General features: G+C 61.7%; 14 protein-coding genes. 11 read left to right on the top strand and 3 right to left on the bottom strand.

The genetic code is table 11. The features are described from left to right. Nucleotides 1-2 precede the first annotated feature (2 nt). Both Q0341_RS13615 and Q0341_RS13610 read right to left on the bottom strand, forming a co-directional pair. The gene (locus Q0341_RS13615) at nucleotides 3-236 is read right to left on the bottom strand and encodes a hypothetical protein (RefSeq protein WP_299514351.1); all 234 of its coding nucleotides are present in this window, start codon (nucleotides 234-236) and stop codon (nucleotides 3-5) included. Nucleotides 237-472: 236 nt separating this feature from the next. After that, the gene (locus Q0341_RS13610; RefSeq protein WP_299514349.1) at nucleotides 473-2,704 is read right to left on the bottom strand and encodes a malate synthase G; all 2,232 of its coding nucleotides are present in this window, start codon (nucleotides 2,702-2,704) and stop codon (nucleotides 473-475) included. Between the two features lie 367 nt (nucleotides 2,705-3,071). Between Q0341_RS13610 and Q0341_RS13605 the strand changes: the two genes are divergently transcribed. Further along, nucleotides 3,072-4,001, top strand: a complete 930-nt coding sequence (locus Q0341_RS13605) for a hydroxymethylglutaryl-CoA lyase (protein ID WP_299514347.1) — start codon at nucleotides 3,072-3,074, stop codon at nucleotides 3,999-4,001. A gap of 72 nt (nucleotides 4,002-4,073) precedes the next feature. Beyond that, a complete protein-coding gene (locus Q0341_RS13600) occupies nucleotides 4,074-5,000 on the top strand; it encodes a LysR family transcriptional regulator (RefSeq protein WP_299514345.1) in 927 nt (308 codons plus the stop codon). Between the two features lie 79 nt (nucleotides 5,001-5,079). On the opposite strand, the gene Q0341_RS13595 is transcribed toward Q0341_RS13600, so the two are convergent. Further along, complete coding sequence (locus Q0341_RS13595; RefSeq protein WP_299514342.1) at nucleotides 5,080-5,415, bottom strand: PsiF family protein; 336 nt, start codon at nucleotides 5,413-5,415, stop codon at nucleotides 5,080-5,082. A gap of 186 nt (nucleotides 5,416-5,601) precedes the next feature. Between Q0341_RS13595 and argS the strand changes: the two genes are divergently transcribed. The 9 genes from argS to Q0341_RS13550 all read left to right on the top strand — a co-directional run bounded on the left by argS (nucleotide 5,602) and on the right by Q0341_RS13550 (nucleotide 14,571). Next, nucleotides 5,602-7,311, top strand: coding sequence for an arginine--tRNA ligase (gene argS, locus Q0341_RS13590; RefSeq protein ID WP_299514340.1), 1,710 nt, complete (start codon nucleotides 5,602-5,604; stop codon nucleotides 7,309-7,311). Between the two features lie 11 nt (nucleotides 7,312-7,322). After that, nucleotides 7,323-7,955: an SPOR domain-containing protein gene (locus tag Q0341_RS13585; RefSeq protein ID WP_299514338.1), complete on the top strand. Its 633-nt coding sequence runs from the start codon at nucleotides 7,323-7,325 to the stop codon at nucleotides 7,953-7,955. 47 nt (nucleotides 7,956-8,002) lie between these two features. Beyond that, on the top strand, nucleotides 8,003-8,644 hold the full coding sequence (locus Q0341_RS13580) for a thiol:disulfide interchange protein DsbA/DsbL (protein WP_299514336.1): 642 nt from the start codon (nucleotides 8,003-8,005) through the stop codon (nucleotides 8,642-8,644). 161 nt (nucleotides 8,645-8,805) lie between these two features. Next, complete coding sequence (gene lptA / locus Q0341_RS13575) at nucleotides 8,806-9,435, top strand: lipopolysaccharide transport periplasmic protein LptA (RefSeq protein WP_299514333.1); 630 nt, start codon at nucleotides 8,806-8,808, stop codon at nucleotides 9,433-9,435. Then, nucleotides 9,432-10,193: an LPS export ABC transporter ATP-binding protein gene (lptB, locus tag Q0341_RS13570; protein ID WP_299514330.1), complete on the top strand. Its 762-nt coding sequence runs from the start codon at nucleotides 9,432-9,434 to the stop codon at nucleotides 10,191-10,193. Before lptA ends, lptB begins: the two co-directional genes overlap by 4 nt. 37 nt (nucleotides 10,194-10,230) lie before the next feature. Continuing rightward, the gene (locus Q0341_RS13565) at nucleotides 10,231-11,772 is read left to right on the top strand and encodes an RNA polymerase factor sigma-54 (protein ID WP_299514327.1); all 1,542 of its coding nucleotides are present in this window, start codon (nucleotides 10,231-10,233) and stop codon (nucleotides 11,770-11,772) included. 10 nt (nucleotides 11,773-11,782) lie between these two features. Then, nucleotides 11,783-13,123 (top strand): THUMP domain-containing protein, encoded by a 1,341-nt coding sequence (locus tag Q0341_RS13560; protein WP_299514325.1) that lies wholly within the window; start codon nucleotides 11,783-11,785, stop codon nucleotides 13,121-13,123. Then, on the top strand, nucleotides 13,120-13,611 hold the full coding sequence (locus tag Q0341_RS13555) for a PIN domain-containing protein (protein WP_299514322.1): 492 nt from the start codon (nucleotides 13,120-13,122) through the stop codon (nucleotides 13,609-13,611). Before Q0341_RS13560 ends, Q0341_RS13555 begins: the two co-directional genes overlap by 4 nt. A 183-nt stretch (nucleotides 13,612-13,794) precedes the next feature. Next, nucleotides 13,795-14,571 (top strand): UPF0149 family protein, encoded by a 777-nt coding sequence (locus Q0341_RS13550; RefSeq protein WP_299514319.1) that lies wholly within the window; start codon nucleotides 13,795-13,797, stop codon nucleotides 14,569-14,571. Nucleotides 14,572-14,882 lie beyond the last annotated feature (311 nt).

Here is a 14,882-nt window from a genome sequence, read left to right as displayed (position 1 = left end):
GCTCAGTCTTTGTTCTGGCGACGGCGCTGCTCGTCGCGCCACAAGCGAATGACCAGGACTACCATGGGCACGGTGTGCAACAAGAAATCAAAGATGTCGATGGGTTTGCTCAGGCTGCCTTGCATGAGCATGCGCCACTTCTCCACCAAATGCGGTTCAGGCACAAACGGGGCCCCCGCCAAATAAATGGCAATGCCCACCAACCACAACATCGGAATCCGATCTATCCAGCGCATCGCGCCCCCCTGAAAAACCCTATTTTCAGGCATGAACGATGAAGCCCCTAGGATTTATACATCCTGTATCTTCGTGGGTGCTCACCCCGTGGGCGATGGCTTGAGGGCGTGTGCCACACCTATCGCCTACGGGGTAGGCTCCTACAAAGCGGCAAGTGCAGGAGCGCGGTGGCGACACATGTCAAAAAAACGGCTCCCGAAGGAGCCGTTTTTTCAAGCGTCAGACCTGCCCAAAATCAGGTCGCTTTGACTTTCAAACGCCAAGCGTGCAGCAAGGGCTCGGTGTAGCCGCTGGGCTGCGCCTTGCCTTTGAAGACCAGATCGCAAGCCGCTTTGTAAGCCGCCGACTTGGCGAAGTTACCGGCCATGGGCTGGTACGCCGCGTCACCCGCGTTTTGAGCGTCCACCACAGCGGCCATGCGCTCCATGGTTTGCTTGACTTGCTTTTCGGTCACGACGCCGTGCTGCATCCAGTTGGCCATGTGCTGGCTGCTGATGCGCAGCGTGGCGCGGTCTTCCATCAGGCCCACACCGTTGATATCGGGCACTTTGGAGCAGCCCACGCCTTGGTCAACCCAGCGCACCACATAACCCAAGATGCCTTGGGCGTTGTTGTCGAGTTCCTTTTGCTTGTCTTCGGCAGACCAGTTGGCGGCGTCTTTGGCCACCACGGGGAATTGCAACAAAGCGTTGAGGGTGGTTTCGCGCAGCTCTTTGGGGTCTTGCTTGGCGACAGCTTTTTCCATCTGCTTTTGCAGTGTAGGCACGTCCACTTGGTGGTAGTGCATGGCGTGCAGCGTGGCAGCGGTGGGGCTAGGCACCCAAGCGGTGTTGGCACCGGCCATGGGGTGGCCGATCTTGGCTTTCAGCATGTCGGCCATCAGGTCGGGCATGGCCCACATGCCTTTGCCGATCTGGGCACGACCGCGCAAGCCGCAGGCCAAGCCCACGTTGACGTTGTTCTTCTCGTACGCACCCAACCAGGTGCTGTTCTTGATGTCGCCCTTGCGCATGACGGGGCCGGCCAGCATGCAGGTGTGCATCTCGTCGCCTGTACGGTCAAGGAAACCGGTGTTGATGAAGGCCACGCGGGTCTTGGCGGCAGCGATACAAGCCTTGAGGTTGGCGCTGGTGCGGCGCTCTTCGTCCATGATGCCCAGCTTCACGGTGGAAGGCTTCATGCCGATGACTTTTTCCACGCGGCCAAACAGCTCGTCGGCGAACGCGACTTCGGCGGGGCCGTGCATCTTGGGCTTGACGATGTAGACGCTGCCGGTGCGGCTGTTGCGCAGGGGGTGCGAGGCTTTCTTTTGCAGGTCAACCAGTGCGCAGGTCACGGTGATCATCGCGTCCAGGATGCCCTCTGGGATCTCATGGTTTTTGCCGTCCGCGCCTTTGTAAAGAATGGCGGGGTTAGTCATCAGGTGACCCACATTGCGCACGAACATGAGCGAGCGGCCGTGCAGTTTGACGGTGCCCTTGCCTGCGGGTTTGGTGTATTCGCGGTCACCGTTCATGGTGCGGGAGAACGTCTTGCCGCCCTTTTGCACTTCTTCGCTCAAGGTGCCTTGCAAGATGCCCAGCCAGTTGGCGTAGGCCAGCACTTTGTCGTCAGCGTCCACAGCGGCCACCGAGTCTTCCAGGTCAAGGATGGTGGACAGCGCACTTTCAGCGATCAGGTCGGACACGCCAGCCGGGTCGGTTTTGCCGATCGCTGTCGATCGGTTGATTTGCAAGTCCAAGTGCAGGCCGTTGTGCACAAACAGCACCGAAGCGGGGGCCTTGGCATCGCCGGTGTAGCCCACGAACTGCTTTTCATTCGCCAAGCTTGTGTTCTTGCCATTGGCCAGGGTCACCGCCAACTTGCCTGCCTTGACGGCATAGCCCTTGCTGCCCACATGCGAGCCTGTCTTCAGCGGCGCGGTGCGGTCGAGCACGTTGCGGCAGTAGTCGATGACTTTGGCGCCGCGCTTAGGGTTGTAGCCCGCGCCTTTTTCACAGCCGTCTGCTTCGCTGATCGCGTCGGTGCCGTACAGCGCGTCGTACAAAGACCCCCAACGGGCGTTGGCGGCGTTCAGGGCGTAACGGGCATTCAAAATTGGCACCACCAGCTGCGGGCCAGCCAGCTTGGCCAGCTCGGCGTCCACGTTGGCGGTGGTGGCTTGGGCGTTGCGGGGCTCGGGCACCAGGTAGCCAATTTGGCTCAGGAACTTGCGGTAGTCTTTCATGGCCTTGCCTTCGGCCACAGGGCCGGGATGGGCGGTGTGCCAAGCGTCCATGGCGGTCTGGATGCGGTCACGCTCGGCCAACAAGGCGATGTTTTTCGGGGCCAGGTCGGTCACGATGTCGCTGAAGCCTTGCCAGAACTTGTCTTGGTCCACGCCGGTGGCTGGCAGCATCTGGTCATTGATGAAATTCAGCAAGGGATTGGCCACTTGCAGGTTGTGAATCGCGGTGCGTGCAGTCATAAAAACCTCTGGGGTCAAGTCAAAAAAATGGGGTGGGGCCTCTGTTCCAAGCAGGCAAGCTGCCATAGGGCCCAAGGGATCAAACACTCTATTCTAAATTTAGACGCCGATAAACCCGCCAGATCTTCATAGACCCATGACTTTTAAGCACAAATGCAAGCGCGCTGGGCATGGCCTGGCCCAGTTGCACAGTGCGGTTGATTGATGCGACCCTGAGAAGGCTTCAATGTTCAAAGAAGGTGTAGGTCGGTGGCTTTAGCCCCGACATGCAGCCTACGCCGAAGCCCGCAATGTCGGGGCTAAAGCCACCGACGAGGTAAAGCTGCCTAACTTTCAAACCTCTGCGTGCCGGGTCAATAATTCAGGCATGACACTTCTCCCCAGCCCAGAAATTCTGATCAGCGAAGTCGGCCCGCGCGATGGCCTGCAGTCGGTCAAGGCCACCATGCCCACCGCCGACAAGCTGCGCTGGATCGACGCGCTGGCGGCGGCGGGCTTGCGCGAGATTGAAGTCGCCTCGTTTGTGCCGGCCCGGTTGCTGCCGCAAATGGCCGATGCAGCGCAGGTGGTGCAACACGCGCTGCGCCACAGCGGCGTGCGGGTGATGGCGCTGGTGCCCAATGTGCACGGCGCGCAGGCCGCGCTGCAAGCCGGCGCACAAAAGCTCACCCTGCCCGTGTCGGCCAGCCCCGCCCACTCGATGGCCAATGTGCGCAAAACGCCCGAAGCCATGGTCGAGGAAGTCAAAGCGGTCTTGCGCCTGCGCGACGAGATTGCGCCGGGCGTACCGGTTGAAGTGGGCATGTCCACCGCCTTTGGCTGCACCTTGCAAGGGGTGGTGCCCGAGGGCGAAGTGCTGCGCCTGGCGGTGCAACTGGCGCAAGCGGGTGTGGACGAAATTGGCCTGTCGGACACCACCGGCATGGGCAATCCGGCGCAGGTCTCGCGCTTGTTCAAGGCGATGTTCAGCGAAATTGGTGCATTGACGGGCGCGGCCCACATGCACAACACCCGTGGCCTGGGCCTGGCCAACTGCTTGGCCGCCTACCAAGCGGGCGTACGCACCTTCGACAGCTCGCTCGGCGGTTTGGGCGGCTGCCCTTATGCGCCGGGGGCTTCGGGCAATGTGGTGACCGAAGACCTGGTCTTCATGTTTGAGGCCATGGGCTTGGACACCGGCATTGACCTGGGCACGCTCATGGCCGCACGCGAGCCGCTCAAAGCCGGACTGCCCGGCGAGCCGCTTTACGGCATGCTCCCCGAAGCAGGTTTGCCCAAGGGCTGGCACGCACTTTGAACACGGCCTGCACGCGTCAATCACCCATCTTGATGGCGGCATTGCAACCTTGAACCCGCATAATCGGATCACATGGACAAGCTCAAAGCCTTCGAAACCTTTGTCGCGGTTGCCACCAAAGGCAGCCTGACCGCAGCCGCCCGAGCCGAGGGCGTGGCCCCCGCCATCATTGGCCGAAGGCTGGATGCGCTGGAAGAAAGCCTGGGCGTGAAGCTGCTGGTGCGCACCACGCGGCGCATCACCCTGACGCACGAAGGCAGCGCTTTTTTGGAGGACTGCCAGCGCCTGCTGGCCGATGTGGCCAACGCCGAAGCCAGCGTGTCGGCCGGCGGCGTCAAGGCCAGCGGACATTTGCGCATCACGGCCCCGGCCGGTTTTGGGCGCAGACATGTCGCCCCCTTGGTGCCACGCTTTCGCGAGCTGCACCCCGACGTGTCCATATCGCTGAACCTGAGCGACCGGGTGGTGGACTTGGCTGCCGAAGGTTTTGACTGCGCCGTGCGTGTGGGCGACCTGCCCGACAGCTCGCTGGTGAGCGTGCGCATGGCCGACAACCGCCGCCTGTGCGTGGCCACCCCGGCCTATCTGGCGCGGCGTGGCACGCCTTTGCAGCCCTCAGACTTGCTGCAGCACGACTGCTTGACCTTGTCGAGCGACGCCTCGCAAACCCGGGGTTGGGCATTTCGCACCCCCGCCGATGGCGGCCAAGAGGTGATGCACCTGCGCCCCGGCGGGCCACTCGACTGCTCGGATGGGCAAGTGCTGCACGACTGGTGCCTGGCCGGTTTTGGCATCGCTTGGCGCAGCACCTGGGAAGTGGAGGGGGAAATCCGCTCGGGCCAATTGGTGGCTGTGCTGGAAGACTTTGCCGCGCCACCCAATGGCATATATGTGGTGTTTCCGCAGCGCAAGCACTTGCCGCTTCGTGTGCGGCTGTGGATCGATTACCTCAAACACCACTACAGCCAAGCCGGCTACTGGCAAACCAACCAGGCTTGATCGCAGCCCACGGGCGGAGCTGCGTCCGCAACAGGCACAAAAAACCCGGGCAAGCCCGGGTGGAATCAGACCTCAAAAATTACTTTTTCAGGCATTCGGACATGAAGGCCTTGCGCTCGTCGCCTTTTTTGCCGGAGGCTTGGGTGTTGCAAGTCTTCATCTTGTTTTGCTGCTTTTCCTGCTTGTTGCTGCTGAGGCAGTCTTTCATGAAGGCTTTGCGCTCATCGCCTTTTTTGCCTTCGGCCGACTTGTTGCAAACAGCCATCTTGTTTTGCTGCGGGGTTTTGTCGGCAGCGGGAGCCGTCGCAGCCGCAGCGGGCACGGCAGGGACCGCCGGCTTGGCCGGCTCAGCGGCCCAGGCCACACCCAAAACTAAGGCACAAGCCAAAACAGCAGTTGAAATGAAATGACGCATAAATAACTCCAAAAAACAGTCCGCAGACTCCAAACCCTGCACGGCTGTGCAGCGCTGCCATTTAACGCACGGCAATGGGGTCTGGCTGACCCAAGTTGTGACGAACTGTAAAGAACACACACAAAAACACACCTGCCCCGAGGCCAAATACAGGCCTGCGGCCACAGGCCCGTAAAATCGACCTCTATGCTTTTTGCCAAACAACAATTGCTCACGGCTTTGGCCGCAGAGCTTGAAAAACTCCAACCCGGTGCCGGAGCGCGTGCGGCTTTCGAATCACCCAAAGTGGCCGCCCACGGCGACTTGGCCTGCACTGCTGCCATGCAGCTGGCCAAAGCCCTCAAACAAAATCCCCGGCAGTTGTCCGAGATTCTGCGCAATGCCTTGCTGCTGACGCCCGCTTTCGAGCGCTGGGTCGACGCGGTCGAGATCGCCGGACCCGGCTTTCTGAACATCCGCCTCAAAGACGCCGCCAAGCAAGCCGTGGTGCACGAAGTGCTGCAAGCGGCCGAATGTTTTGGCGATCAAGCCGCCCAAAGCAACAAAGTGCTGGTCGAGTTCGTTTCGGCCAACCCCACCGGCCCGTTGCATGTGGGACACGGTCGCCAAGCCGCCCTGGGTGACGCGATTTGCAACTTGCTGGCCACACAAGGCCAGCAGGTCTACCGCGAGTTTTATTACAACGATGCCGGTGTGCAGATTGGCACGCTTGCCAAGAGCACCCACATGCGGGCGCAAGGCATCAAACCCGGTGATGCCTCTTGGCCCACCGACCCCGAGAACCCCGAAAGCAAGGCGTTTTACAACGGCGACTACATCCAGGACATCGCCAATGACTTTTTGGCGAAGAAAACCGTCAAGTCTGACGACCGCGAGTTCACCGCCAGCGGTGACGTGAACGACCTGGACGGCATGCGCCAGTTTGCCGTGGCCTATTTGCGCCACGAGCAGGACCTCGACTTGAAGGCCTTCGACGTCAAGTTCGACAACTATTACCTCGAGTCCAGCCTTTACACCAGCGGCAAAGTCGATGCTGCTGTGCAAAAGCTGCGCGAAGCGGGCAAGACCTACGAACAAGACGGCGCGCTGTGGCTCAAATCCACCGATTACGGCGACGACAAAGACCGCGTCATGCGCAAGGGCGACGGCACTTACACCTACTTTGTGCCCGATGTGGCCTACCACATCGCCAAGTGGGAACGCGGCTTCACCCGCGTGGTCAACATCCAGGGCACCGACCACCACGGCACCATTGCCCGCGTGCGCGCAGGACTGCAAGCGGCCAATGTCGGCGTTCCCGAGGGCTACCCCGACTACGTGCTGCACACCATGGTGCGCGTGATGCGCGGCGGCGAAGAGGTCAAAATCTCCAAACGAGCGGGCAGCTACGTGACCTTGCGCGACCTGATCGAGTGGACCAGCAAAGACGCTGTGCGTTTCTTCCTGCTCTCGCGCAAGCCCGACACCGAATACATCTTCGACATTGACCTGGCGCTGGCGCGAAACAACGACAACCCGGTGTACTACGTGCAATACGCCCACGCCCGCATCTGCTCGGTGCTGGCGGCTTGGAAAGACAAAGACGGTGGTAACGCCGACTCTCTGGCCCACGTCGACTTGTCGCCGCTGCAAAGCCCGCAGGCCCACGCGCTGATGCTGGCTCTGGCCAAATACCCCGAGATGCTGACGTCGGCCGCCACAGACTTTGCGCCGCACGACGTGACCTTTTACCTGCGCGACCTGGCTTCGCAGTACCACAGCTACTACGACGCCGAGCGCATTTTGGTGGACGACGCAGCGGTCAAACAAGCGCGTCTGGCGCTGGTGGCCGCCACCGCACAGGTGCTGCGTAACGGTCTCAAAGTGCTGGGCGTATCGGCCCCGCAAAAAATGTGAATGGACAAGGCATGACGTTGAAAAAACAAGGCGGCGGTACTTTTTTGGGCTTCATCATCGGCCTGGTGCTGGGCTTGGGTGTGGCTTTGGCCGTGGCCATTTACGTGACCAAGGTGCCCACGCCGTTTTCCAACAAGAACCAGCCCCGCACGAGTGCGCAAGACGTGCAGGAAACCGAAAAGAACAAGGACTGGAACCCCAACAGCGTCTTGCAACCCAAGGCCCCAGCCGAGCCACCCGCACCACCGGATGCCAGTGCAGCGGCCGCAACGCCCCAGGCTGCAGACAAATCCACCGACAAATCCCCTGCGCCTCCCCGACCCGCCGTGACAGCAGACCCACTGGGCGATTTAGCCAAAGCCAAATCGGGACTGAACACACCTGCAGCCCCCGCCGATGCCAGCGACCCGTTTGACTACGTGGTGCAAGCGGGCGCCTACCGCACCAGCGCCGACGCCGACGCCCAAAAAGCCAAGCTCGCGCTATTGGGGCTGGACGCCAAGGTTTCTGAACGCGATCAAGCCGGGCGCGTGGTTTACCGCGTACGCTTGGGGCCTTTCAGTGACAAGGGCGCTGCCGAACGCATCCGCTCCCAGCTCGAAAGCAACGGCATCGACAACACGCTGGTTCGCGTCCAACGCTGAACCACCCACCTTGCGCCCCACGAGGCGCGCTTCACTCAGGAGTTCTCATGAAACGACGCCTTTTCTCCACCGCCATGCTGGCTGCGACCACCTTGCTGGGCACCGCATCCGCTTGGGCGCAACAAGCCTTCCGCTCGGGCAAGGACTACATCACCCTGGACCGCCCTGTGGCCACCGAAGCGGGCAACAACAAGATCGAGGTGCTGGAGTTCTTTTGGTACAGCTGCCCCAACTGCAATATTTTTGAACCCGCGTTCGAGCAGTGGGCCCAAAAAGCTGCCAAAGACGTGGTGGTGCGCCGCGTGCCCGTGGCTTTTCGGGACGACTTCGTGCCCCAGCAGCGCCTGTACTACACGCTCGAAGCCATGAACCTGGTCGAAAAGATGCACATCCGCGTGTTCACCGCCATCCATGGCGAAAAACAGATGCTCAACACCGATGCCGCTGTGCTGGCTTGGGCTGAAAAGCAAGGCATTGACAAAGCCAAGTTCGAGCAGACCTACAAGTCCTTTGGCGTGGCCACCAAGGCTAAGCGTGCCGTGCAGCTGCAAAACGACTTCAAGATTGAAGGCGTTCCCTCGCTGGGCGTGGCGGGCCGCTACTACATCGACGGCACCTTGGCGGGCAGCATGCCGCGTACCCTGCAAGTGGCTGACGCGCTGATCGCCCAGAGCCGCCAGGGTCGCTGAACCCCAGGCATCGCGCCCGGAAGCCCGCTGCGAAAAACACAGCCAAAGCCCGCCGCTGACACGCGCGGGCTTTTTTGTGCCCGCTCTTTGATTTTTTGCCCGGCTGCGGGCGCGAGACGGGGCGCTTGCACCTACAATGGACTGGATTCACTGCAAGATTCATGCCCCTCAAAACACCTTCCTCACTTCGCTTGAGCTTTTGGAGCCTGTTGGCCCTGTGCGCCAGCTTGCTGGCCCTGCCCAGCCAGGCTGAAAAAGCCGACCGCGACCAGCCCATGCAAATCGAAGCCGACAGCATGCGCCACGACGAAGCGCGTCAGCTGACCCAGTTCACTGGCAAGGTGCTGGCGACCAAGGGCACACTGGTTTTGCGCGCCGCCCGCATGGAAGTACAGCAAGACGCCAAAGGCCGTCAAGTGGCCCGGTTGTGGGCGGCCCCCAACGAACGGGTATTTTTCAGGCAAAAACGCGAGGGCGTGAACGAGTTCACCGAGGGTGAGGCCGAACAGGTCACTTATGACAACCAAGCCGACATCATCACCCTGAGTCAGCGCGCCGAGGTGCGCATCTTGCGCGGCAACCAAGTGGCCGACCAGCTCAACGGCCACACCATCGTGTTCAACAACACCAGCGAAGTCATGACCGTGGACGGCCAGGCCGCCAACGGAGCAGGCCAACGCGTGCGCGCCATTCTGACGCCCCGCAACGCGGCGTCAGCGCCGGAAGCCAATACGCCAACTGCCCCCGCCTTGCGCACCAGCCCCGACCTGTCGCCCACCTCGAAACCATGAGCACCGCCGCTGCCCCCGACAGCCGCCTCCAAGCGCGCCACCTCAAAAAAGCCTACGGCAGCCGCAAGGTGGTGCACGACGTGTCGGTGCAGGTGGGCAAGGGCGAAGTGGTGGGCTTGCTCGGCCCCAACGGCGCGGGCAAAACCACCTCGTTTTACATGATCGTGGGCTTGGTGCGGGCCGATGGCGGGCAGATCCTGATCGACGGCGAAGACGTCACCCGCATGCCCATCCACAAGCGCTCGCGCATGGGCTTGTCGTATCTGCCGCAAGAAGCGTCCATCTTCCGCAAGCTCTCGGTGGCCGACAACGTGCGCGCCATTTTGGAACTGCAGACCGACGCACAAGGCCGGGCCTTGGGCAGTGCCGAAGTGGAAAAACGCCTGAGCGAACTGCTGGGCGATTTGCGCGTAGACCATCTGCGCGACTCGCCCTCGGTGGCGCTGTCGGGCGGTGAGCGCCGCCGCGTGGAGATTGCCCGCGCCTTGGCCACCGACCCGCGCTTCATTTTGCTGGACGAGCCTTTTGCCGGCATCGACCCGATCGCCGTGATCGAGATCCAGCACATCATCGCCTTCCTCAAGCAACGCGGCATTGGCGTGCTCATCACCGACCACAACGTGCGCGAGACACTGGGCATTTGCGACCACGCCTACATCATCAGCGAAGGCCGCGTGCTGGCCGAGGGCACACCCGACGAGATCGTGGCCAACGCCGATGTGCGCCGGGTGTACCTGGGCGAACACTTCCGGATGTGATGACCAAAGCGCACGTCCTCGTCATGAAAGTGCAGGCATGAGACCCGGCCTGTCGCTTCGCATGTCCCAGCACCTGGCGCTCACGCCCCAGTTGCAACAATCGATTCGCCTACTGCAGTTGTCCACGCTAGAGCTGTCGCAAGAAGTCGACCAGATGCTGGACGAGAACCCGTTTCTGGAACGCGCCGAAGAAGATGCGCCAGCCGAAGCCTTTGGCTTGGACCAAGCCGACACCCATGTCAGTTTGGGCGACCGGGTCAGCGAAAGCGCCAGCACGGCCAGCAGCAGCGACGACAGCGCCAGCGAAACCCGTGACGAAGCCGTGACCGACGTGGCCGAAAGCTGGGACGGCGACGGCAGCGTGGACATGCGCCCCGACGACAGCGAATGGGGCGGCGACGCCACCCCACGCCAAAACAACGGCGAAGAAACCGCCGACGCCATCGACTTGGCCCGCAGCAGCGGCTCGCTGACCGACTTTTTGCACCGCCAGGCGCTGTCGCTGCGCTTGTCCGAGGTGGACCGCGCCGCGCTGCGCTTTCTGATCGAGTCGCTCAACGACGACGGCTACCTGACCGACACCCTGCCCGAGCTGGCCGCCAGCCTGGCAGGCAGCGACGACTACGAGCAGATTGACGAGTTGGTGCACCGCTTCACGGTGGCGCTGGGCTTGCTGCAATCGCTCGAGCCCGTGGGCGTAGGCGCACGCGACTTGGCCGAGTGCCTGCGCATCCAGATCAAGGCCTGGCTGCAGGACGCCCCTCAAGATGAAGTGGCCCAAGCGGCGCTGGCCATCTGCGCCCAGCCACTGGAGATGCTGGCCAAGCGCGACTACAAGCGTTTGGCGGTGGCCTGCGGCTTGAGCGAAGCCGTGGTCAAAGCCGCCATTCCCTTCATCGCCAGGCTCGAACCCAAGCCCGGCCGCCCCTTTGTGCAGGCCGAGCAAAACATCATCATCCCCGACGTGCTGGTCATCAACACCAGCAAGACGGCCACGCCCAAATTCCGCATCCAGCTCAACCCCGACGTGATGCCCAAGCTGCGCGTGCACGACATCTATGCCAACGCCCTGCGCGGCGGCAAGGGCGATAACCATGCAGGCTTGCAGCAGCGCTTGCAAGAAGCGCGCTGGTTCATCAAGAACATCCAGCAGCGCTTTGACACCATCTTGCGCGTGTCCACCGCCATCGTGGAGCGGCAGAAAAACTTTTTCACGCACGGCGCGCTGGCCATGCGCCCACTGGTGCTGCGCGAAATCGCCGACGAGCTGGGCATGCACGAGTCGACCATCAGCCGCGTCACCACGGCCAAATACATGTCCACGCCGCAAGGCACTTTTGAGCTGAAGTATTTCTTTGGCTCGGGCCTGGGCACCGACAGCGGCAGCGCCGCGTCCAGCACCGCTGTGCGGGCGCTCATCAAGCAATTCGTGGCCGCTGAAAAACCCGCCAAACCCCTGTCGGACAACCAGATTTCCGAAATGCTGAAAGAGCAAGGCATCGACTGCGCCCGCCGCACGGTGGCCAAGTACCGCGAAGCCCTGAAGATCGCGCCTGCGAACCTGCGCAAAACCCTTTGAGAGTATTTGAGTGAATTCATTGAACCTGTTCATGCCCTGCGCCGCTGGCGTTGAGGGCTTTTTGGCCGACGAGGTCCACGCCATCACCGGCCTGACGGGCCACGACCTGATGACCGGGCGCGGCGGCGTGATGGCCCGCGCCTCTTGGCGTGATGCGATGCGCATCAACCTGCACAGCCGCCTGACGCAGCGCGTGCTGGTGCAGCTGTCGGTCACCGATTACCGCAACGAAAACGACCTGTACAACGCGGCCAGCGAAGTGGCCTGGGAAATCTGGTTCACACCCAAGCAGACCTTCAAGATCGACATCACAGCGCAGCACAGCCCGCTGACCAGCCTGAACTTTGCGGCGCTCAAGATCAAGGATGCGGTGGCCGACCGTTTTCGCGCCAAACGCGGTGAGCGCCCCAGCGTCGACACCAGCTGGCCCGACGTGCGCATCTACGCGCACCTGACGCCCGAAACAGCCACGCTCTACATCGACACCTCGGGCGAGCCGCTGTTCAAGCGCGGCTGGCGCACCGACAAGGGCGACGCGCCCTTGAAGGAAACCCTGGCCGCCGCCATGATCGCGGCCAGTGGCTGGGACGCCACCGTGCCCCTTTACGACCCCTGCTGCGGCAGCGGCACCATCCCGATCGAAGCGGCGCAAATCGCCTGCGGCATCGCGCCTGGTTTGCAGCGCCGCTTTGGTTTTGAGAAATTGTTGCCCTTCCAGAACCACGTCTGGCAAGGCCTGATCGAAGAAGCCCGTGACCTGGAACACGAACCCACCGCGCCGGTTTTTGGCAGCGATGTGGCGTTTCGAATGGTGGACTTTTCGGAGCGCAACGCCGAGCGCGCAGGCGTGTCGGGCGTGATCGAATTCCGGGGCGGCGACGCGCTGCAGCGCATGCCGCCCAGCGAAACACCCGGCGTGATGCTGCTCAACCCGCCTTATGGCGAGCGGATTGCTGCAGCGGGTGTGGCCGGGCGCGGGCGCGACAACTTCCAGCCGGGGGCTCTTTCGGATGCTCGCGCCAGCTCCCGAGCCGCCGACCAAAGCCACCACCGCGAAACCGCCCAAACCCAAGACGGCGACGACAGCGTCGACTTCTTTGCTCAACTGGCCAGCCATTGGAAGAAAAACTACAGCGGCTGGAACGCCTGGATGCTCACGCCCGACCTGAAGCTGCCCAGCAAAATGCGCCTGAAAGAATCGCGCCGCGTGCCCATGTGGAACGGCCCCATCGAATGCCGCCTGTTCCGCTTTGACATGGTCAAAGGCAGCTTGAAGCGCGTGGCGGGCGACGGCACCAACAGCCCAACGGGCACGCCCAGCACCGACACATCGGGAACGTCTGCACCATGAGCTTGGAGGTCGGAGTTGAGGTGCGCCTTGATACGATCGTGGCCCTGAATGAAGGTCCAGACGCAGATTTTGTTCAAGCTCCGGTCCGCCGCGTTCTGGACACCAACATCGTGCTCGACCTGTGGGTGTTTGACGAGCCCAAGGCCAAAGCACTGCGCACCAGCTTAGAGAGCGGCCGTACGCAGTGGCTGGCCACCGCCGCCATGCGCGAAGAATTGGCCCGCGTGCTGGCCTACCCGCAAATCGCCAAACGCTTGACGCACCGCCAACTGCCCGCCAGCGCCGTGCTCGGCCACTTTGACCGCTGGGCCCAACTGTTGCCCGACGCGCCCAAAGCCCCCTACGCCTGCAAAGACGCCGACGACCAAAAGTTCATCGACCTGGCCGTGGCTCACACAGCCGACCTGCACAGCAAAGACGCGCAAGTGCTGTGCATGAAAAAGCGCCTGGAACGCTGCGGTGTGGCTCTGAACCCGACCACGCTCTGAAACCGTCGCTGGGCATCTTGTGGGAGGCCCCCCCTGCAGTGGAATGCGCTTTGCGGCCAAGAGATGCATTCGCGAGCAGGGGCTCGCTCCAACATTGCAACAGGTATCGCGTGTCCAGTCCTGCGCAGGCATGTCGGGCCAACGGCCCCTTCTACAATCCATGCATTGCAACAGGAACACCCCATGAACACGACCGCTGGCTTGGAAGCCGAAGACTTTGACACCCTGGACAACATCCTGGACGACCTGCGCGAGCGTTTTGAAGAGACGCCGCAGTGGGAGTTTTGCGAGGGCTTTATGGCGGCGTTGGTATGCTGCCGCCGCGCCATTCCCGACAGCGAGTGGCTGCCGATGCTGCTCGGCATTGATCCGGATGAGGACGAAGGCGGCAGCTTTGCCGACGACGCCCAGCGCCAGCAGTTCATGGCTTTGTGGCAGCGCCGCCTTGATGAAATCAAGCTTGCGCTCGACACCCCCGTGGAAGCGCTGGACGACGACAAAGCTTACGCACCCGAAGTGATGGATGTGCGCGGTGCGATTGCGTCGCTGCCACCCGAAGAGCGTGAAGAGATCGAAGACAGCGAGATTCCGTCTTTTGCGCAGGTGTGGGCCTTGGGCTTCATGTTCGCGGTGGAAAACTGGCCCGAGGAGTGGGCCACGCCCAAGGACAAAGAAGCGGCCAAGTGGTACGACCTGTCGCTCGAAGCTGTTGTGGCGCTGACCGAAGACGACAATGCAGTGCCCACCTTGTCTGCCTTGTCAGAAGACGGCCCACCCAGTGTGAGCGAAGAACGCCTGAACGCCTATGGCGAGGCGCTGTGGGCGGTGTATGACCTGCGTGAGATCTGGCGCAACATCGGCCCGCGTGTGGCCCAAGTCATCAAGGAAGCCACGCCCGGGCGCAACGATGCTTGCAGCTGCGGCAGCGGGAAAAAATACAAAAAGTGCTGCGGGGCCTGAGGCCACCGTGATAGTAAAAATAAAGTTTGTAAAAAATCCCGCTCTGTCACCAAATTTTGACGATTTGTAAAAAACCCCTCATACGCCTTCCGCCTAGAAAAATAAAAAATAAAGTTTGTAAAAATTTTGCTTGGTGAGCCGACAAACACTCTAGCCGAGGCGCCTAAATCATTGTTTTTGAATGGTTTTTTCTTGCGTCACAAAGCCCAGAATGAACACAGATCATCTTGAGTTGGTATGAGGCATGAACTTATGACCGCGAGGCCCACTCCGCTTGTCTCGATTGCAGCGATGCGGTCGTTCGTGGTGGA

Origin of the sequence: uncultured Limnohabitans sp., assembly GCF_937889215.1 — a bacterium.
Taxonomy (GTDB): Bacteria; Pseudomonadota; Gammaproteobacteria; order Burkholderiales; family Burkholderiaceae_C; genus Limnohabitans_A.
The sequence above is the reverse complement of the archived record's forward strand: the minus strand, read 5'-3'. Positions and strand labels throughout refer to the sequence as shown.